Annotated in this window: 15 protein-coding genes; 7 read left to right on the forward strand and 8 right to left on the reverse strand. The window is 56.9% G+C overall.

Annotated elements, in window-relative coordinates:
- Positions 1-17 precede the first annotated feature (17 nt).
- From INF61_RS19795 to lldP, 4 genes are all read right to left on the reverse strand, one after another.
- The gene (locus tag INF61_RS19795; protein ID WP_032649838.1) at positions 18-1,358 is read right to left on the reverse strand and encodes an aromatic acid/H+ symport family MFS transporter; all 1,341 of its coding nucleotides are present in this window, start codon (positions 1,356-1,358) and stop codon (positions 18-20) included.
- A gap of 181 nt (positions 1,359-1,539) precedes the next feature.
- Complete coding sequence (gene lldD, locus INF61_RS19800) at positions 1,540-2,727, reverse strand: FMN-dependent L-lactate dehydrogenase LldD (RefSeq protein WP_015572772.1); 1,188 nt, start codon at positions 2,725-2,727, stop codon at positions 1,540-1,542.
- Positions 2,724-3,497 (reverse strand): transcriptional regulator LldR, encoded by a 774-nt coding sequence (gene lldR / locus INF61_RS19805; protein WP_006808630.1) that lies wholly within the window; start codon positions 3,495-3,497, stop codon positions 2,724-2,726. Before lldR ends, lldD begins: the two co-directional genes overlap by 4 nt.
- Positions 3,494-5,149 carry an L-lactate permease gene (gene lldP / locus INF61_RS19810; protein ID WP_003860175.1) on the reverse strand — a complete coding sequence of 552 codons (1,656 nt, stop codon included), beginning with the start codon at positions 5,147-5,149 and terminating at the stop codon, positions 3,494-3,496. Before lldP ends, lldR begins: the two co-directional genes overlap by 4 nt.
- A gap of 1,099 nt (positions 5,150-6,248) precedes the next feature.
- Here lldP and INF61_RS19815 point away from each other — a divergent pair.
- From INF61_RS19815 to INF61_RS19830, 4 genes are read left to right on the forward strand one after another with little or no spacing between them, the layout of a single operon-like run.
- The gene (locus INF61_RS19815) at positions 6,249-6,830 is read left to right on the forward strand and encodes a fimbrial protein (protein WP_015572771.1); all 582 of its coding nucleotides are present in this window, start codon (positions 6,249-6,251) and stop codon (positions 6,828-6,830) included.
- 30 nt (positions 6,831-6,860) lie between these two features.
- The gene (locus INF61_RS19820) at positions 6,861-7,535 is read left to right on the forward strand and encodes a molecular chaperone (protein WP_023295610.1); all 675 of its coding nucleotides are present in this window, start codon (positions 6,861-6,863) and stop codon (positions 7,533-7,535) included.
- Positions 7,536-7,539: 4 nt separating this feature from the next.
- Positions 7,540-10,020, forward strand: a complete 2,481-nt coding sequence (locus INF61_RS19825; RefSeq protein ID WP_040118228.1) for a fimbria/pilus outer membrane usher protein — start codon at positions 7,540-7,542, stop codon at positions 10,018-10,020.
- A 9-nt stretch (positions 10,021-10,029) separates the two neighbouring features.
- Entirely contained in the window at positions 10,030-11,124 is a 1,095-nt protein-coding gene (locus tag INF61_RS19830; protein WP_015572768.1) for a fimbrial protein, read from the forward strand.
- A 32-nt stretch (positions 11,125-11,156) separates the two neighbouring features.
- Here the strand turns inward: INF61_RS19830 and INF61_RS19835 are convergent, their stop codons facing one another.
- The 4 genes from INF61_RS19835 to INF61_RS19850 all read right to left on the reverse strand — a co-directional run bounded on the left by INF61_RS19835 (position 11,157) and on the right by INF61_RS19850 (position 15,322).
- Positions 11,157-11,519, reverse strand: coding sequence for a YibL family ribosome-associated protein (locus INF61_RS19835; protein WP_015572767.1), 363 nt, complete (start codon positions 11,517-11,519; stop codon positions 11,157-11,159).
- 58 nt (positions 11,520-11,577) lie between these two features.
- The gene (mtlR, locus tag INF61_RS19840) at positions 11,578-12,168 is read right to left on the reverse strand and encodes a mannitol operon repressor MtlR (RefSeq protein WP_047364414.1); all 591 of its coding nucleotides are present in this window, start codon (positions 12,166-12,168) and stop codon (positions 11,578-11,580) included.
- The gene (gene mtlD / locus INF61_RS19845; protein ID WP_096205221.1) at positions 12,165-13,313 is read right to left on the reverse strand and encodes a mannitol-1-phosphate 5-dehydrogenase; all 1,149 of its coding nucleotides are present in this window, start codon (positions 13,311-13,313) and stop codon (positions 12,165-12,167) included. Before mtlD ends, mtlR begins: the two co-directional genes overlap by 4 nt.
- A 101-nt stretch (positions 13,314-13,414) precedes the next feature.
- On the reverse strand, positions 13,415-15,322 hold the full coding sequence (locus INF61_RS19850) for a PTS mannitol transporter subunit IICBA (protein WP_015572764.1): 1,908 nt from the start codon (positions 15,320-15,322) through the stop codon (positions 13,415-13,417).
- Positions 15,323-15,758: 436 nt separating this feature from the next.
- Between INF61_RS19850 and INF61_RS19855 the strand changes: the two genes are divergently transcribed.
- The 3 genes from INF61_RS19855 (at position 15,759) to selB (ending at position 19,691) form a co-directional block, all read left to right on the forward strand.
- A complete protein-coding gene (locus INF61_RS19855; protein WP_015572763.1) occupies positions 15,759-16,367 on the forward strand; it encodes a glutathione S-transferase in 609 nt (202 codons plus the stop codon).
- Between the two features lie 103 nt (positions 16,368-16,470).
- Entirely contained in the window at positions 16,471-17,856 is a 1,386-nt protein-coding gene (selA, locus tag INF61_RS19860; RefSeq protein ID WP_047725908.1) for an L-seryl-tRNA(Sec) selenium transferase, read from the forward strand.
- The gene (gene selB / locus INF61_RS19865) at positions 17,853-19,691 is read left to right on the forward strand and encodes a selenocysteine-specific translation elongation factor (protein WP_047638154.1); all 1,839 of its coding nucleotides are present in this window, start codon (positions 17,853-17,855) and stop codon (positions 19,689-19,691) included. The genes selA and selB overlap by 4 nt, the downstream gene beginning before the upstream one ends.
- Positions 19,692-19,693: the final 2 nt, after the last annotated feature.

The raw sequence follows: 19,693 nt of genomic DNA on the forward strand, positions 1-19,693 counted from the left end.
AGCAGAAAAGAGAGGGACTAGGCGACGCCCGGCTCCTGCGCGCGGCTATACAGCATTTTGTAGACGGTTGCCGCCGCAGCCACGAGAGCAGGCACGCTGAGGATCATTAAAATACTGTCCGCCTGCCACTGCATGGAAAGAAGCTGGGCGCTGGTCATGGTGCCCGCCACGCCACCGAAGCGGCCGATCCCCTGCATCCAGGCGATACCCGTCGCACGGCACTCGGTAGGGTAAAAGGTGGCGGCCAGGGTCTGCATGCCCGACTGCGCGCCGTTCATCGCGATCCCCATCAGGAAGATTAACCCGCCAAACAGGGCGATATGGTTATGCTCAATGCCGAGTAAAAGAATCAGGCCCATCGTCAGCACGAAACCACACGCGACCACCTTGTGCGCTTCCCAGCGGTCCATCATCCAGCCCGCGAGCAAAATGCCAGCGGTGCCGCCGAAGGTGAACAGCGAGGTGAGCCAGGCGGACTCCGCCAGCGCATACCCCATCCCCTGCATCAGCGTTGGCATCCAGCTCAGCAGGACGTAATAAATCACCAGTCCCATAAAGTAGGTGACCCACAGCATCAGGGTGCCGGGCAGCCAGGGCATGGAAAACAGCTGCGACACGCTGCCTTTTTTCGACGCGACTTTCTCCTCCGCGAGGAAAAAGCCCGTGACGCTATCCAGCGTGCTGCGGGCGAACCGGCTGGCGATGCGGCGAACCTGGGCGACGTCTTTCCCACGCTGCACCAGAAACTTCACCGACTCCGGCAACAGCAGCGCCAGCAGCACCGTTAAAATCAGCGGCGCAATCGCGCCGGTCAGCAGCACGCTTCGCCAGCCATGGTGAGGGATAAGCCAGGACGAGATCGCCCCGCCGCCCGCCGCACCCAGCGGAAAGCCGCAGTACATGGTGTTAATTGCCATGGCGCGGCAGCGCTGGGGGGCAAACTCGGAGATCAGCGTGATGGCGTTAGGCATCGCGGCACCCAGCCCGAGACCGGTCAGAAATCGCCATAGCGTCAGGGTATTCAGACTTTGCGCCCAGGCCGTGCCCAGGCTCGCCAGGCCGAAGAACAGGCATGAAAAGACCAGTACGCGCTTGCGTCCCATCCGGTCCGATACCGGACCTGCAATCAGGGCACCCAGCGACAGCCCCAGCAGCGCCGCACTCAGCACCGGCCCCAGATCCTGTTTATGTATTCCCCACTCCGTCGACAGCGTAGGCGCAATGTAACCCATCGCTGCGGTATCAAACCCATCGATCGCCAGCACCAGAAAGCCCAGCACAATAAGAAGCCAGTGAAACCCTGAAAAAGGACTTTCATCGATCACCTGCTGAATATCCACCCGACCTGAATACGACATACGTTCCCCTCCGATGTGATGTTGTTTTTGTGTTCTTGTATTTGCTTGTCTATACAATTGCGGCGGGGCGGGGTGTGTCAAATTTTCTTATCCAGAATGTTACGCAGGTGTTATTTTCGACAAAAAAAAGCGCCCGAGGGGGAAGTCGGGCGCGGAAGAAGGGGAGGCTAACCGGGGGAGATCAGGCCGCGTTTCCCTGAGAAAGAGGGGCCAGCGCCGCAGGCAGCTTACTGAGCTCCTGCACCAGAGAGTCTTTGCTGATTTCACCGATTGTTTTCGCACCGGTCAGCGTCATCGCCACCTTCATCTCTTTCTCGATCAGGTTCAGCAGATTCGCCACGCCCGCCTGGCCGCTGGTGGCCAGCGCGTACAGGTAAGCACGGCCCAGCAGCACGCTGTCCGCGCCCAGGGCGATCATGCGCACCACGTCCAGCCCGTTACGGATGCCGCTGTCGGCCAGGATCGCAATATCGCCTTTCACCGCATCGGCAATGGCTGGCAGGGCGCGGGCGGAGGAGAGCACCCCGTCAAGCTGGCGGCCACCATGGTTAGAGACCACGATCCCATCGGCGCCAAAACGTACCGCGTCGCGGGCATCTTCCGGGTCGAGGATCCCTTTGATCACCATCGGGCCGTCCCAGAATTCGCGGATCCACTCCAGGTCTTTCCATGAGATAGATGGATCGAAATTGTTCGCCAGCCAGCCGATGTAATCTTCCAGCCCGGTCGGTTTACCCAGGTAGGCCGAAATATTGCCCAGATCGTGCGGACGGCCGTTCACGCCCACATCCCACGCCCACTGCGGGTGCGTCACCGCCTGCCAGTAACGGCGCAGGGCCGCGTTAGGGCCGCTCATGCCGGAGTGGGCGTCGCGGTAGCGCGCGCCGGGGGTCGGCATGTCGACGGTAAAGACCAGCGTTGAGCAGCCCGCCGCTTTGGCGCGCTCCAGTGCGTTGCGCATAAAACCGCGATCGCGCAGGACGTACAGCTGGAACCACATCGGGCGCTTGATGGTCGGGGCGACTTCTTCAATCGGGCAGACGGACACGGTGGAAAGGGTAAACGGAATGCCTTTGGCATCTGCGGCGGCGGCGGCCTGCACTTCACCGCGACGGGCATACATGCCGCATAAACCGACAGGTGCGAGCGCTACCGGCATGGAGAGCGTTTCGTTAAACAGCTTCGTCTCAAGGCTCAGGTCAGACATATTCTTCAGCACGCGCTGGCGCAGGGCCACCTCCGACAGGTCTTCCACGTTGCGGCGCAGGGTGTATTCGGCATACGCCCCGCCGTCAATGTAGTGGAACAGGAACGGGGGCAAAATGCGCTGCGCCGCGGCGCGATAATCACTGGCTGCTGAAATAATCATGCTTTGTTCTCCCTGGAAATATCACTCTCGCCAGGCAGACGGGTAATACGCGCCTGTCGGGCCTGATCTTCATCGAATCGTTTAATGGTGGTATGCACGAAGCCGAGATGCGCCATCATCGCCTTGCGCGCAGCCTCGGCATCACCGGCCAGAATGGCGTTGAGCACCGCCTCGTGCTGTTCGGTCAGCTGAGCAAACACCGGCGGGACCAGATACATGCGCTGGCGGCTCTGCTTCACGGAGGATTGCAGCAGGTCGAAGAACCCGCGCATGGTTTGCAGCAGCACCACGTTGTGCGAGGCCTCGGCAATCGCCAGATGGAACCGCACGTCCGCCTGGGAGGCGATGTCCGGGTCGCTGCTTTGCGTGGCTTCAAAACAGGCTTTGAGCTTCTCTTTGTCGGCGTCGGTTGCCCGCATCGCCGCGTGCCACGCTGTACTGGTTTCGATGGCGTGACGCGCTTCGAGGATGTCGAAGCTGTAGTCCGGGTCGTTTTCCATCAGCGTCTTCAGCGGCTGCACGATGTTTTGTTCGGACCAGTCGTCATGCTGCCAGCGCACAAAGGTGCCGCCGCCGCGACGGCTCAGCAGCACCCCTTCACTAACCAGCGTCGCCAGCGCCTCGCGCAGTGAGTTGCGCGACACGCCAAGCTGAGCGGCAAGCTGACGCTCGGCAGGCAATCTCATGCCCGCTTCCAGCTGTTGTTCTTCTATCAGCGCCCGTACGCGAGTGGCAATCTCGTCGGACAGGCGTCTGGGCATCACTATCATGGAATCATCCAGGTTAAGACATAGGCCTGCAATGTGGTGATCACGCCCACCATGCAGGTAAATATCAGGCTGTGTTTAACGGTAAAGCGGAACAGATCCGACTCTTTGCCTACCAGCCCCACCGCGGCACAGGCAATGGCGATGGACTGCGGCGAGATCATCTTCCCGGTCACGCCGCCGGTGGTGTTCGCGGCGACCAGCAGCACGTCCGAGACGCCAATCTGCTGCGCAGCCGTGGCCTGTAGGGCGGCAAACAGGGCGTTAGATGACGTATCTGAACCAGTCAGGAACACCCCCAGCCAGCCGAGGAACGGCGAGAAGAAGGTAAACGCGTGGCCGGTATGCGCCAGCGCTAACGCCAGCGTCGACGACAGGCCGGAGTAGTTCGAAATAAACGCGAACGCCAGCACCATGCCGATGGAGTAAATCGGCAGCATCAGCTCTTTAATCGTCGCCGCAAAGGTCTGCACCGCGGCGGCTGGCTTCATGCGCAGCCACACTACGGAAAGGATAGCGGCAAACAGGATGGCCGTGCCGGTGGCGGAGAACCAGTCGAACTTAAACACTGCCGCATACGGCGTGGCGTCGTGCACCACCGGCGGCATACGGGCGACCATTTTGTCGAGGAACGGCACGGAGATATTAATCACCATGTCGTACAGCGCGCCGCCCGGGGCGAACAGGGCTTTAAACGGCGGAATGCTCCACAGCGTCACGGTGGCGGTCAGGAACAGGAACGGTGACCATGCGCGCACAATCTGTCCGGCGGTATAGCCGGTGCGCGCCAGCGTCTGATCCACGTGCGATGCGCCCATGTCAGCAAAGCGGAAGATACGTACCGGCTGCCAGCGTTTCAGGAACAGCGTCAGGCAGACCAGCGACACCAGGGAAGAGATGATGTCCGGCAGTTCCGGGCCGAGGAAGTTGGAGCTGAGATACTGGGCAATGGCGAACGAACCGCCCGCTACCATCACCGCAGGCCAGGTCTCCTTCACGCCGCGCCAGCCGTCCATAATCGCCATGATCCAGAACAGCACGATAATGGTCAGGAACGGCAGCTGGCGACCTACCATCTGGCCGATCTCGAAGCTGTCCAGCCCGGTCACCTGGCCCGCCACCAGAATCGGAATGCCCATCGCGCCAAACGCCACCGGGGCGGTGTTCACAATCAGGCACAGGCCAGCGGCATACAGCGGGTTAAAGCCCAGCCCGACCAGCAGAGCGGCGGTGATCGCCACCGGCGCGCCAAATCCTGCCGCCCCTTCAAGGAACGCCCCGAAGGAGAAACCGACAATCAGCATCTGTAAACGCTGGTCCGGTGTAATAGAGAGAATCGACGAGCGAATAATGTCGAACTGCCCGGTTTTGACCGAGATTTTGTAGACAAAGACGGCGGCGATGATGATCCAAGCAATCGGCCACAGGCCGTAGAAGAAACCATACACCACGGAGGCCAGCGCGCGATCGACCGGCATTTTATAGAAGAACAGCGCCACCAGCAGGGCGATGGCAACGGTGTACGTTGCGGCAAGGTAGCCCTTCAGCTTGAGCTTAATTAGCGCAAAGAAGAAGAACAGGATCGGTAGCGATGCGATCAGGCTCGACAGCCAGATATTCCCGGCCGGATCGTAGTTTTGTTGCCAGAGGCTCATGCAGGTCTCCTGAGGACCACACAGGTGTTTGTCGGGTGAGTCTCTGCTCATCTCAGCGTCACACTTAGTGTAAAAGTGGTCCATCCAATATTGTGATGTAGGGTTAATGGCAATAAATGGTTAACCAAGTGTTGCTATTCAGCAATGGTTTTGTGAAGTGGAGCATCAAAACTGTGAACGATGGATAGCTTTGCGCATGATTGGTAGGACCAAAATCGCAAAATCAACTCACCGTGTGCGTTGGGAGCGGTAGTCAGGTGGAGGGCATTACTTTCGCCTTTTGAGCAGATACGGCGCGTAAAAGATGTTGAATAAAATGGGGAGGTGATAATATTACGTGAATTGAATGAGGTTTATTTGCTTTATTTTTGTTTTTGAAAAGCTGTATATATGTGAGCAGAGTGATTTATTTCCTATAAATAAAATTTTTTTTGGTTAAAAATGCGAAATCTAAGCTGTAGCAAAAAATTTTAATTAAGGTAAATTTCACATATAGATTTTAACAGTGTATTACAAACGATCAATTGCTGATCGATAAAGAAATATCCTGTTTAACCGTGATTTTTCAGGATAAAGGGCAAGAATTTTTTGCTGAAGTGACATTTTTTGGCTAATAATATTCTGAAATAAATTGATCAAACAATGATCAGTTGGCTCTCTTGTAATTTAGTTACGGTATTAAAAGCAAATTAATAATTATCAGGGCAATCGAAAGGGGTTAAATTTGTTAGCTGAGTGTTAATTCCAGAGTGTTTACAGACGCGGCGTACTGCTTTTCAATACGTAGACGCTAAAAGGCATATGATTTACTATTTATTCAGAAGCAACGTTACAGAAGACATTAAATTTATTACTAACCACAACGTATTCAGTGTTATTTTCGGCCAGAAGTCATTTCCTCAGTTGCAGGATATCTGTGTATGGCCTTCTGAAAATATACGGATTATCACCATGGGATGGACCCTGCTTTATTCTATAAGGTCGCGTCACCCATTCTGCTAAAACCCTTTTGGTGGCGTTTTTAAATCCTTATAGCGGTTATTGTACCTGGTACAACAAGTCTATATCTGTTTAATTTACAGAGGGGAAAGTGTTCCAAATGAAAATCAAAAATGTGGCGCTGGCGATTGCCGCGGCGGGGCTGCTGTTATCTTCTCAATCAGTACTGGCAAGCAGTGATTCTGGCGTTAATGCTTCCCTGGATACAGGCGCTGGCTCGCAGAGCACAGGCGGCGTGATCAACTTTACCGGGAAAATCACCCTTATTTCCTGTGATATTACCCCTGCGTCAAAAAGCAAAACGGTAGACCTCGGCGCGTGGGCGAAAAGCTACTTCGACGATCATAGCGAAACGACGCCGCGTGAGTTCAAAATCAACGTAGAGAACTGCCCGGAGACGGTTGAATCGGTTGCGGTACTGTTTGACGGAACCAAAGATACGGTGAATGACACACTGCTACAGGTTACGCCAGGCGAAGGTATGGCGACGGGCGTCGGCGTGAAGCTTTATAACAGCGATCGCAGCACCGCGATTAAACCGGGTACGGTATCTGAAACAACCGCACCGGATGCTGAAGGCAATGCTGAATTAACGTTTTATGCCTCTCTCGACAAAGACGGGTCGGAAATTAACGCGGGCGACGTCAATGCCGTTTCTAACTTCCTGATGGTTTATAACTGATTTCACTGTCAGCCACCTCCAGAGATAATAATGATGAAACGTTTATCGTATATTATGCTCACTGCATTAATGGTTAGTTCTGCGTCAGTTTCCGCTGGCGTTGTAATGGGGGGAACACGGATCGTATACCCACAACACAGCAAGGAGGTGGCATTTTCTGTTTCTAATATGGAAAGTGCGGTTCCCTATCTTATTCAGTCGTGGGTTGAAGGTGATGGGCAGGATAAAAATAACGCTGCGCCATTTATTGTCACACCACCTCTGTTCAGACTTGATCCGGAGCAGACCAACACGCTGCGTATTCAATATACCGGCGCTCCGCTGCCCACAGATCGTGAATCTGTATTCTGGCTCGATATTAAAGCGATTGCGCCAAAGCCAAAAGAGAGCAGCAACGAATTACAAGTTAACGTTAAATCGAAATTTAAAATTTTCTACCGCCCGGACAATCTGAAAGGGGACGCTGCCACTGCCTGGCAGAAAATAACGTTTTCGCGGACGGGAAAAGGGCTTAAGGCCGCCAACCCGACGCCATACTACGTCTCTTTTTATCGACTGTCCGTTGGCGGGCATAAAATTGAGCAGCCGGGCATGATCGGTCCAGGGGAAATCCGCGAATGGCCTGTGTCCGCCTCCGGGGGCGTAAGCTGGTCGGCTATTAATGATTTTGGTGCCATCACCGCCACCCACACCCAGCCTCTTTAAGACCATGTCTTTTCGCCTGTTTCGTTACGCGCCGCTTTCGGTGTTGCTGCTTAGCTTCAGCCGCGCGGGGATGGCCGAGGATTACTTTGATCCCGCCGCGCTGGAGCTTTCCTCTACCGAACAGAAAACGGCGGATCTGCACTATTTCTCTGAAAAGGGCGGGCAGATGCCAGGCACCTGGCTCGTGACGCTGGAGATTAACGGACGCGAGGAGCGGCATCAGGAGATCACCTTCGTCAATGAGAAAGGCAGCCTGCAACCCGTTTTAAGCGTATCGCTGCTGGAAGCGCTTGGGGTGAATGTCAGGGCCATTCCTGCATTCTCACGGTTGCGGGAGGGAGAAACGTTCACGCACCTCGCGGATTTCATTCCGGCAGCGCGAACCTCCTATGATTTCAACCAGCAGCGTCTCTTTCTCAGCCTGCCGCAGGCGGCGATGAAACACCGCAGCCGTGGCTACGTGCCGCAGTCGCAGTGGGACGATGGTATCCCGGCGGCATTTACTGATTACAGTCTGTCGGGCGGCCAGGCACATCATCAGCGTGGCGTCACGACATCCAGCTATCTGAGCCTGCGTAACGGTATCAATCTGGGGGCGTGGCGGTTGCGCAACACCTCCGCCTGGAGCCACAGCGACGCGGGCGGCGACCATTTTCAGTCGCAAAGTAGCTGGCTGACCCGGGATATTCGCCGTCTTAACAGCCAGCTACGGATCGGCGATGCCTGGACCGCAGGCGACGTCTTCGATAGCGTGGCGTTTCGCGGGGTACAGCTTACATCAAGCGAAAGCATGTTGCCCGACAGCCAGCGCGGCTTCGCACCAACCATCCGCGGCGTCGCACACAGCTTCGCTAAAGTCTCCGTTTCGCAAAATGGCTATGTGATCTATGAAACCTGGGTGGCCGCCGGGCCATTTATCATTAACGATCTGTTCCCCGGCGCACAAAGTGGCGATCTACAGGTGACGGTCACGGAAAGTGACGGCTCAACGCGCGTCTTTACCCAACCCTATTCTGCGGTGCCGTTTATGCGACGCCTGGGCAGCCTGAAATACAGCCTCAACGCCGGACGATTTCACTCCGGCTCCGGCGATGCGCGTTCACCTGAGTTTGTTGAAGGCGCTTTCTTCTACGGTCTGCTCTCCAGGATGACGGTGTATGGCGGTTTTCGTACGGCGAGCAACTATCAGGCCGGTGCAATTGGCGTAGGCAGAGGGTTTGGCGCATTTGGCTCGCTGGGCATTGACGATACGCTGGCAAAAAGCCGTTTACCCAATGGCAAAAGCGCGATGGGGCAGGCGTGGCGCATTCAGTATCAGAAAGATTTCAGCGCTACCGGCACCGCCTTCAACCTGGCGAGTTATCGCTATGCCTCGCGCAATTACTATGAATTCAGTGAACTGAATCAGTCTGACAGCCAACAGCTGCAACTCAATAATCGCCGTAGCCGCTCGCAGGTCACCTTCTCACAGACGCTGGGTCAGTTCGGCAGCCTCAGCGTCTCGGCATGGATGCAGGATTACTGGCATACGTCCGGGCAGGATAAAACCATCCACATTGGCTGGTACACCAGCTGGCGAGGCATTACCTGGGGCGCGGGGTATGACTACACCGACTCAGCGCTTGAGCAGCATCCCGATCGTACCGTGTCGTTTAACGTCAATGTTCCGCTTGGTCACTGGTTACCGGACAGCTCGGTCAGTTACTTCATCAACCACAACAATCGTGGGATGACCACTCAGCAGGTGTCACTCAACGGCAGTGCGCTGGCGAATCGCAACCTTAATTACAGCGTTCAGCAGAGTAAGGCCAGCGAGGGACAAGCCGACAGTACCAGCCTGGCGCTGCAATACAACGGTGGCTACGGCAACGTCAGCCTCGGTTATGACCACAGCCGAAGCGGTAGCAACGCGAGCCTCGGACTCGCCGGAGGCGTTATCGCCACGCAGTATGGCGTCACGCTTAGCCAGCCGCTGGGCGATACCGTCGCCCTGCTACGCGTGCCCGGCGCGGCGAACGTTGAGCCGGAGGGCTACAACGGGATCCATACCGACAGCCGCGGCTATGCGGTCATGCCAACGCTCTCGGCGTATCGCAAAAATACCGTCAGCCTTGATACGGCGACGCTGGGTGAGAACGTCGACGTTGAGCAGAGCGGTCTGACGCTCATTCCCACCAGCGGCGCGGTGGTGCTGGCCAATTACAAAACCCACATTGGTTATCGCGTTCTGTTTTCCCTGCGCTACCACGGCGAACCGTTGCCGTTTGGCGCGCAGGCTGAAGTGGTGGAGCAGAACCGCCATTCTGCAAACCGAAGCATGGTCGCTGACGGCGGTCAGGCCTACCTGAGCGGGGTACCAGAGCGCGGCACCCTGCGCGTCAGCTGGTATCAGGACGGGGAGCAGCAGCAATGCCAGACACCTTTCAGACTGGGGAAAGCTCATATGGCCCCCGGTATCGCCACGCTATCCGTTGAGTGCCATTAGAGGAATATCATGCGTCGTTTTATTCACTGGTTTTTCTATCTGAGCCTTCTTTCGCTTTTTGGCATGCTGAGTTTTCATGCCCATGCTCAGACCTCATCTTGCCGCACCACGCGCGATCAGTGGGTCGTTCAGGTGCCCTACGCCATAGGGTATGCGCCCGGCACGGCGGACTGGACGCCGATATCTGCGCCGATACAGTCTACCGGGGCGGATTTCTACAGCTGTGATGGCGGGAATGATGCCTGGCGTAGTATCGGCTTTGTCGACGTGGATAACCCCGTCGGCACCGTGGTTGGTGAAGACGGCGCGTCACGTCACGTCTATAAAACTCAGATCGACGGCATCGGCTATGCGCTGGGGTTCCGGGAACAGCAGTACTGCGGCGCCGATGCGGTACGCTATATTGACGGCACAAGTCAGGTGAATGGCAATGAGTCCAGGCGCATTTGCGACGCATCGCAAAACCCCGCCTTTGCCAGCGCCTCAATGTATAAAATGCAGTTCTGGGTGGTGTTTTACAAAATTCCAACGACCAGCGCCATGCCTGACGATAACGCCAATTCCCAGGAGCAAAATGTCGGATCGCTGATATTGCAGGCGGGAGAAAATCAAGCCAGCGCCACCAACGTGGCGACACCGGTACAGATCCATCTCGCCAGCTTCACCGTCAGGCGTACCAGCTGTTCAGTGGGCTCTCGCAGCATTCTTGTTCCCATGGGGAGCGTGAGCCAGCGTGAATTTCATGGCATAGGCTCCCGCGCCGGAGGCGGACGCTTCAGCATTCCGGTGACCTGCGAAAATAACACGGCGGTGAAGATGGGTTTCTTTGGCGATACCACGCCGGGCAACGATCGGGCGCTGGCATTGACGAAGCAGGAGGATAGCGCCAGCGGTGTCGGGATCGAACTGCTTTACGGTGACAATACCGGTTCGGTTCAGGGGCAGGTGGTACCGTGGAACACCCCACAGGTGTCAGCATTTGGGCAAGTGGGGGATAACCAGACGCAAACCTTCTGGTTTGATGCGCATTACCTTCAGACGGAAGAGAACGTGACGGCGGGAAAAGCGGATGCGATGGCGACGTTTAACCTGATTTACAACTGAGTTTCCCCTGCCGCAGCGGCAGGGGAGGACGATCAGAACGCGGTCTTACAAAAACCCGTCATCTCTTTCAGGCCCATTTCGCGACCAAGCTCAGTCATCGGGTGCACCACCACCAGGCCACGGACGCTTTTCTTCAGCTTGCCCATGTCGGCCTGCTCTTTTTTGGTGATCGCGCGGCGATGCGGCATGTTCATCAGCTTCTGCGCTTCTTTACTCAGCTTCTGGCCTTTCACTTCGCGCAGGCGTTCAATTTCCGCCTCCAGCTTCACGGACTCTTTTTCCAGCTCGGCATATTTCTCGGCAGAATCGACCAGGGAGAGGCCAGCCATCTGATGGCGGATCAGATCCAGACGGTCGCTCAGGCGTTTAATTTCGTTCTTTTCGACTTCTTTCATGACAAATAACTCTGAAAACGGGGAATTTACAGGGAAGGATACACCAATGTGTGCGGGCTTACTTCTGAAACGCTTTTTTTAAGCTGATTTTAGAAATCAGCTCAGTCAGGGAAAGCACCATGGTGGAGCGCACAACCTGTTGATAACGCAGCTTTTGCATCGCGAACAGCTCAGGGTCGCTGTTATCAAACTGAGGTGCGGGAGGGAGCGCGGATACGCAGTGCAGTTCGCCGAAGGGGCCCAGTATCTCATCATCGGTAAAGGTGTACTCATTACCGTCATGATTGAGCTCTTCGCGCAGCGCCATTAACAGCTCGGCGTCTTCATACTCCTGGCGGTTCAGCACGCCAAGACCGTAAATCAGCTTCAGCCGTACCGATAAATCGCCCAGCGGTCCGTCTCCGTCCAGTAACGGTTCTACAGCATACTTTACCGCGTAGTCGTCTTTGCGAAACACCTGAAGCACCAGAATGTTCACCGCCTCGGTTAACAGCTCGACGGCGGCAATCAGGAAACTCCGTACGGTTTTGCCAGCATTCAGACGCTCAAGCACACGATTTTCAAAGGCCTGGGTTTGTTCCATTATTGCCTGCATATCTGACAATCTGTTATTCGGGCGCAGGCTAACCTGCGCCGGACTCTGCATCATTTGGTTGCGTTGTATGCGCTGACCGCCTCCGCAACTACGTCACTGTTGGCATCCAGACCGGAGATCTGCGCCAGCGCAGCCTGCGCGCCTTTGTCATCAATCAGCTGAGCCAGCTCAATCGCCTGCGGGTCCTGCTCGCTGCGGTAGTGCATAGCGGCAGCGATGCCCTTCACCAGGTTAGCGTGCGGCAGGCCGTATTCCAGCGTGCCCAGCAGCGGTTTAATCAGGCGGTCGCCCGCGCTTAGTTTACGCAACGGCTGACGACCCACGCGCTCAACGTCATCTTTCAGATACGGGTTTTCAAAACGACCGAGGATTTTCTGGATGTATGCCGCGTGTTTATCAGCATCAAAACCGTAGCGTTTGATCAGCACCGCGCCGCTCTCTTCCATTGCCCCTTTGACCACCGCACGGATGTTCTCATCGAGGATCGCGTCACGAATCGTCTGATGACCGGCCAATTTTCCGAGGTACGCGGTTATAGCATGCCCGGTGTTCAGCGTGAAGAGTTTACGTTCGACAAATGCCATCAGGTTATCGGTTAATTCCATTCCCGGAATGGTCGGCAGCGCGCCCTTAAACTGGGTTTTATCAACGATCCACTCGCTGAAGGTTTCCACGGTCACTTCCAGCGGGTCGTTGGTGGCGGATGCTGACGGCGGAACGATGCGATCCACGGCGGAATCCACAAAACCCACGTGCGCTTCAACCCAGGCTTTATCTTCGTCGGCGACGGTCGTAAGAACGTGGCCTTTCAGCTGCGTGGTGCCGCGCACCATGTTTTCACAGGCGATGATGTTCAGCGGCGTTTCAACGCCCTGTGCTTTACGCTTCGCCAGGCCTTTCGCGACCGCCGGGGCGATACGCTCAAGCACCACCGGACCCACGGCGGTGGTGACCAGATCAACGCTCGCGATGAGGTCAATCACGTCGTCGCCAATGCTGCTTACCGCGTTGACGCCAGAGACCGTTTCAACCTGTTCGTTTTCACCCACCACGTGAACCTGATAGCTATGACGGGCATTCAGGGCATCCAGAACCACCTGATTCACATCGGCGAATGTCAGGGTAATGCCTGCGTCTGCCAGCAGTTTACCGATAAAGCCACGACCGATATTACCTGCGCCAAAATGTAATGCTTTCATAGTGTTAACCTTCATCAATGTTTTTACCCGAGAGGGCTGGGGTGAGGAACGTTTTCCCCTCACCCTAGCCCTCTCCCCGGGGGGAGAGGGAAGAGGCGCTGTTACTTGTTCAGCAGGGCCAGAACTTCTTCAACGCTGGTGGTGTTGGCCAGACGCTCAATAACCGTTTCGTCATCCAGCGCGTTGGTCAGGCTGGTAATCACCTGGATATGCTCGTTGTTGCGAGCGGCGATACCAATCACCAGACGGGCGATGTCGTCCTCTTCTTCACCGAAGCGCACGCCATCAGGATACTGACAGAACACCACGCCGGTTTTCAGCACGCGGTCTTTGGCTTCCACCGTACCGTGTGGCACAGCGATGGATTCACCCAGGTAGGTTGGGGTCAGCTTTTCGCGCTCCAGCATCGCCTCAACGTACTCAGGCTGAACGTAGCCGCCTTTCACCAACTGCTCACCGGCGAAGCGAATGGCCTCTTCTTTATTGGTCGCCGTGCGGCCAAGGAAGATGTTTTCAGCGCCCAGTTTGAACAGATGCGCGTTGCTCTCGTCGAAGCTGTCTTGCAGGCTGGTACGCACTTTCACTTCGTTATCTTCATGGCGCTGCGCCGCCACCAGGCGTTCGGTCAGGCTGGCGTACAGGCCGCTGTCGAGGAAGTTGGTCAGGGAAATGTGCTGCGCCTGCGGTACCTGACGCATAGCGCGTTCGGTCAGATCGCGGTGCGTGATCACCAGGTCAACGTCCGGCGGCAGGCTGTTAATCGCGCTGTTGGTGACGGAGATGTTGGTCAGACCCGCATCCTGCACTTTCTTCCGCAGTACGCCCGCACCCATTGCGCTTGAGCCCATACCGGCATCACAGGCCACGATGATTTTACGCACGTGGCTCAGGTCGTTAGAGACATCACCCGCCGCCAGCGGCGTTGCGCCTTTGGATTCAGCTTTCATGTCATGCATACGACGGGTTGCCGCTTCGATATCGTCGTCTTCTTTCACCTTGCTGGTTTTCAGCAGGATAGCGGAGGCCACGAAGGAGACCGCCATGGCCGCACAGATCGCCGCGATGTTCGCGAAGTAGGCGCCTTTCGGGGTCATCGCCAGCACTGCCAGGATAGAGCCCGGAGAAGCAGGAGACACCAGACCACCGCCCAGTACGCTCAGGGTGAACACGCCGGTCATACCGCCAAGGATAACGGCCAGGATCAGACGTGGGTTCATCAGCACATATGGGAAGTAAATTTCGTGAATACCGCCCAGGAAGTGAATGATCGCCGCGCCGCCAGCAGACTGTTTCGCGCTGCCGCGACCAAAGAACATGTATGCCAGCAGAACGCCCATACCCGGACCCGGGTTCGCTTCAATCAGGAAGAAGATGGACTTGCCGAGATCGTGTGACTGCTGAATACCCAGCGGTGAGAAGATACCGTGGTTGATGGCGTTGTTCAGGAACAGGATTTTCGCTGGTTCAACAAAGATAGACGCCAGCGGCAGCATGTCGTGCGCCACCATGAAGTTAACGCCCGCGGCCAGCAGCTTGGACAGCACTTCAACCGCCGGGCCAATGCCGAGGAACGCCAGAATCGCGAGGATCATCCCGATGATGCCCGCAGAGAAGTTGTTCACCAGCATTTCGAAGCCGGATTTGATCTTGCCATCAACCCAGACGTCAAATTTCTTGATCGCCCAGCCGCCCAGAGGACCGGCAATCATCGCACCGAGGAACATCGGCATATCCGCACCGACGATCACCCCCATGGTTGTGATGGCACCCACGACGCCACCGCGGTCACCGCCCACCAGACGACCACCGGTATAACCGATGAGCAGTGGCAGGAGATAGGTAATCATTGGGCCAACAAGTTTTGCCAGCGTTTCGTTAGGCAACCACCCTGTCGGAATAAATAATGCGGTGATAATACCCCACGCGATAAACGCGCCGATATTTGGCATCACCATGTTGCTGAGGAAACGACCAAAGCTTTGCACTTTGATCTTGAAATCGGATGACATAAAACACCCCTTCTTATGTTTACGCTTAGGCTTGTGGCCCGAGGTTTATCGTTAATGTGCGGCGGCAGAGGTAGCCGGGCCCTGTTCTGATGCTGTGAAATCTGGCACTGAATCGTTCAACTGTCCAGACAGTGAAATTTTGTGTGATCTGAATCACATGAATGTAGGGGGTGAGGATATTAATGAAGTGATCATGATCACAAAATGAGTGTGTAAAAAAAATACATCGCTCAAAGTTACGCCAAAATGGGCGGTGTTTTGTGATTTATATCACAATGTTAAGTTGGCTATTTGTTTCCAGATTGTGATTTGATTCACAAAATATTTTTATGCAGATTTCTCCCGTATCCCCTCATGGCAGGAATGCGATACGCACACCTGCCTTTTTCCACGGCTTGATCCATACTGACCTCTTTGTGGGCATTAAGGATAAGCAATGAAACTCATCGGCAGTTATACCAGTCCTTTCGTGCGTAAGATTTCGATTCTCCTGCTGGAGAAAGGGATTGAATTTGAATTCGTGAATGAACAGCCCTACAACGCAGAGAACGGCGTTGCGCAGTACAACCCGCTGGGGAAAGTCCCGGCGCTGGTAACGGACGAGGGCGACTACTGGTTTGATTCCCCGATCATTGCGGAGTACATCGAGCTGCTTGGCGTTGCGCCAGCCATGCTGCCGGCGGATCCAAAAGCAGCGCTGGCGATGAAGCAAATTGAAGCCCTGGCGGATGGCATTATGGATGCGGCATTGACGTCCGTACGCGAGCAGGCAAGGCCCGCCGCCCAGCAGTCAGAAAATGAACTGCTACGCCAGCGCGAAAAAATCAGCCGCAGCCTGGATATGTGCGAACAGCTGATCCGCGACGGGAAAATTCAGAGCGATAGCCTGAATCTGGCGACGATCGCCATCGCCTGCGCCATTGGCTACCTCAATTTCCGCCGCGTCTCGCCGGGCTGGTGCGTGGATCGTCCGCTGCTGGTCAAACTGGCGGAGACGCTCTTCCAGCGCGAAAGTTTTGCCCGGACTGAACCGCCAAAGGCTTGATGCGGGTTATAACACTTCCTGGCGGGAGGCGGTACAATCCCCCCACATGTTAACTCCCTCTCCCGTCGGGAGGGGGGAAGATATTTACTCGCCAGGCGCATTCATGACTACTCATCATTCCCTCTACAGCCAGATCCCCGCTACCGATCGACTGCTTCGTGACCCGCGCATCACTGCGGTGCTGGAGCAGTTTGGCCATACTGCAACGGTCGACATGCTACGCCAGCTTCAGGACGATGCGCGTCGCCATATTCAGGCTGAGAACGCGCTACCCGGCTGGTGCGTGGCGTGGGAGCAGGAAGTTGAACGCAGGCTGAGCAAGCACGGGCAAAGCGCGTTGCGCCCGGTTATTAACCTGACAGGCACGGTTCTGCACACCAATCTGGGCCGGGCACAGCAGGCAGAAGAGGCAACAGAGGCCGTCACCCGTGCCATGCGCTCGCCGGTGACGCTGGAGTACGATCTGGACGGCGCCGGGCGTGGGCATCGCGATCGCGCACTGGCGGATCTTCTCTGCCAGATCACCGGCGCGGAAGATGCCTGCATTGTGAATAACAACGCGGCGGCGGTGCTGTTAATGCTGGCGGCCACCGCGAGCGGAAAAGAGGTTGTCGTCTCTCGCGGCGAGCTGGTGGAGATCGGCGGGGCGTTTCGTATTCCGGACGTCATGCGCCAGGCGGGCTGCACGCTGCATGAAGTGGGCACAACCAACCGTACCCATGCAAAAGATTATCGCGCGGCGGTGAATGAAAACACCGCCCTGCTGATGAAAGTGCATACCAGCAATTATCACATTGAGGGTTTCACCAAAACGGTGGAAGAGGCCGAACTGGCCGCCATTGGGCGCGAGCTAAACGTGCCGGTGATTGCCGATCTCGGCAGCGGGTCGCTGGTGGATATGAGCCAGTACGGTCTGCCGAAAGAGCCCATGGTGCAGGAAATGGTTGCCGCGGGCGTAAGCCTGGTCAGTTTCTCCGGTGATAAATTGCTGGGCGGGCCGCAGGCGGGGATTATCGTCGGCAGGCGCGAGCTGATTGCGCAGCTACAGCAGCACCCGCTGAAGCGCGCCCTGCGTGCCGATAAAATGACGCTGGCCGCGCTGGAAGCCACGCTGCGGCTCTATCTCCACCCGGAGAAACTGGCTGACCGCCTGCCCACGTTGCGTTTGCTGAGCCGTGATGCGGCCTCCATTCGCGCGCAGGCGGAAGCGCTACTGCCGCAGGTTGCTCCTCATTACCCTGAGTTTGACGTTCGTATCGAGCCTTGCCTGTCGCAAATTGGCAGCGGCTCGCTGCCGGTGGACAGGTTACCGAGCGAAGCGCTGACGTTCACCCCGCGCGACGGACGCGGAAGCCAGCTTGAGGCGCTGTCGGCGCGCTGGCGCGCATTACCGACGCCGGTGATTGGCCGGATCGGTGACGGTCGCATGTGGCTGGATTTACGCTGTCTGGAAGATGAAGTGCGGTTTCTGGAGATGATGTTGAAATGATTATTGCCACCGCCGGTCACGTTGACCACGGCAAAACCACGTTATTGCAGGCCATTACGGGCGTGAATGCCGATCGCCTGCCGGAAGAGAAAAAGCGCGGCATGACCATTGACCTGGGTTACGCCTACTGGCCGCAGCCCGACGGTCGCGTGCTGGGCTTTATCGACGTGCCCGGCCACGAGAAGTTTCTTTCCAATATGCTCGCGGGCGTGGGCGGGATCGATCACGCTCTGCTGGTGGTCGCGTGCGATGACGGGGTGATGGCGCAAACGCGCGAGCATCTGGCGATCCTCCAGCTGACGGGAAACCCGCAGTTGACCGTCGCCCTCACCAAAGCGGACCGTGTGGATGAGGCGCGTATCGACGAGGTGCGTGAAGAGGTGCTGGCGGCGCTGAGTGAGTACGGTTTTAGGGATGCCGCACTGTTTGTCACCGTGGCGACAGAAGGCCGCGGTATCGACGCTCTTCGCGACCATTTGCAGCAGATCCCGTCTCGTGAACATGCCAGCCATCACCGCTTCCGTCTGGCGATCGACAGGGCATTTACCGTGAAAGGGGCTGGGCTGGTGGTGACCGGCACCGCGCTGAGCGGCGAAGTGAACGTGGGCGATACCCTGTGGCTGACGGGCGTGAACAAACCGATGCGCGTGCGCGGGCTTCACGCGCAAAACCAGCCGGTGGAACAGGCCCACGCCGGGCAGCGTATCGCGCTGAATATTGCCGGTGATGCCGAAAAAGACCAGCTTAACCGCGGCGACTGGCTGCTGGCCGACGCGCCGCCGGAGCCTTCTGAACGGATCATCGTTTCACTCCAGACCCACACGCCGCTGACCCAGTGGCAGCCGCTGCATATCCACCACGCGGCCAGCCACATCACCGGACGCGTGTCGCTGCTGGAAAACGATCTCGCCGAACTGGTGTTCGACTCCCCGCTCTGGCTGGCGGATAACGACCGCCTGGTTCTGCGCGATATTTCGGCGCGGGAAACGCTGGCGGGCGCGCGCGTGGTCATGCTGGATCCGCCCCGTCGCGGCAAGCGTAAGCCCGAGTATTTACAGTGGCTGGCCGCACTGGCCCAGGCCCGCGATGATAAGTCTGCGTTAGATATCCACCTTGAGCGTGGTGCGGTGGATCTGGCGGCGTTCGCCTGGGCGCGCCAGCTCAGCAGCGAAGGATTGCGTCTTCTGACGCAGGAGCCAGGTTTTATTCAGGCCGGCAACAGCCTGCTGAACGCGCCGGTGGCGGCGCGCTGGCAGCGCAAAGTGCTGAGCACGCTGGCGACCTACCATGAACAGCATCAGGATGAGCCCGGCCCGGGCCGTGAACGTCTGCGGCGCATGGCGTTGCCCATGGAAGACGACGCGCTGGTGCTGTTGCTGATTGAAAACATGCGTGAAAGCGGCGTGATTGCAAGTCATCACGGCTGGCTGCACCTGCCGGAACACAAGGCCGGTTTTACCGCTGAGCAGGACGCGGTCTGGCAAAAAGTGGCGGCGCTGTTTGGCGATGAACCGTGGTGGGTGCGCGATCTGGCGCGTGAAACCAATACCGATGAGCAGCTGATGCGTCAGGTACTGCGCCATGCGGCGCAGCAGGGGATGATTGTGGCGATCGTGAAAGATCGTTATTACCGCAACGATCGGATCGTGGCATTTGCGAACCTGATCCGGGAGCTGGATCAGGCGCGCGGATCAACCTGCGCCGCAGACTTCCGCGATCGGCTGAACGTGGGACGCAAACTGGCGATTCAGATCCTGGAGTATTTCAACCGCATCGGGTTTACGCGTCGTCGTGGCAATGACCATGTGCTACGCGACGCGCAGTTATTTCCCTAAGC

Origin of the sequence: Enterobacter cloacae complex sp. P18RS, from assembly GCF_014982105.1 — a bacterium.
Classification (GTDB): Bacteria; Pseudomonadota; Gammaproteobacteria; order Enterobacterales; family Enterobacteriaceae; genus Enterobacter; species Enterobacter hormaechei_C.

Coding starts and splice junctions, on each gene's coding strand:
- lldR (WP_006808630.1), bottom strand. CDS start 3,497: ATGATAGTGATGCCCAGACGCCTGTCCGACGAGATTGCCACTCGCGTA.
- INF61_RS19850 (WP_015572764.1), bottom strand. CDS start 15,322: ATGTCATCCGATTTCAAGATCAAAGTGCAAAGCTTTGGTCGTTTCCTC.
- INF61_RS19820 (WP_023295610.1), top strand. CDS start 6,861: ATGATGAAACGTTTATCGTATATTATGCTCACTGCATTAATGGTTAGT.
- INF61_RS19815 (WP_015572771.1), top strand. CDS start 6,249: ATGAAAATCAAAAATGTGGCGCTGGCGATTGCCGCGGCGGGGCTGCTG.
- INF61_RS19855 (WP_015572763.1), top strand. CDS start 15,759: ATGAAACTCATCGGCAGTTATACCAGTCCTTTCGTGCGTAAGATTTCG.
- INF61_RS19795 (WP_032649838.1), bottom strand. CDS start 1,358: ATGTCGTATTCAGGTCGGGTGGATATTCAGCAGGTGATCGATGAAAGT.
- mtlR (WP_047364414.1), bottom strand. CDS start 12,168: ATGATGCAGAGTCCGGCGCAGGTTAGCCTGCGCCCGAATAACAGATTG.
- INF61_RS19825 (WP_040118228.1), top strand. CDS start 7,540: ATGTCTTTTCGCCTGTTTCGTTACGCGCCGCTTTCGGTGTTGCTGCTT.
- INF61_RS19835 (WP_015572767.1), bottom strand. CDS start 11,519: ATGAAAGAAGTCGAAAAGAACGAAATTAAACGCCTGAGCGACCGTCTG.
- lldP (WP_003860175.1), bottom strand. CDS start 5,149: ATGAGCCTCTGGCAACAAAACTACGATCCGGCCGGGAATATCTGGCTG.
- lldD (WP_015572772.1), bottom strand. CDS start 2,727: ATGATTATTTCAGCAGCCAGTGATTATCGCGCCGCGGCGCAGCGCATT.
- selB (WP_047638154.1), top strand. CDS start 17,853: ATGATTATTGCCACCGCCGGTCACGTTGACCACGGCAAAACCACGTTA.
- INF61_RS19830 (WP_015572768.1), top strand. CDS start 10,030: ATGCGTCGTTTTATTCACTGGTTTTTCTATCTGAGCCTTCTTTCGCTT.
- selA (WP_047725908.1), top strand. CDS start 16,471: ATGACTACTCATCATTCCCTCTACAGCCAGATCCCCGCTACCGATCGA.
- mtlD (WP_096205221.1), bottom strand. CDS start 13,313: ATGAAAGCATTACATTTTGGCGCAGGTAATATCGGTCGTGGCTTTATC.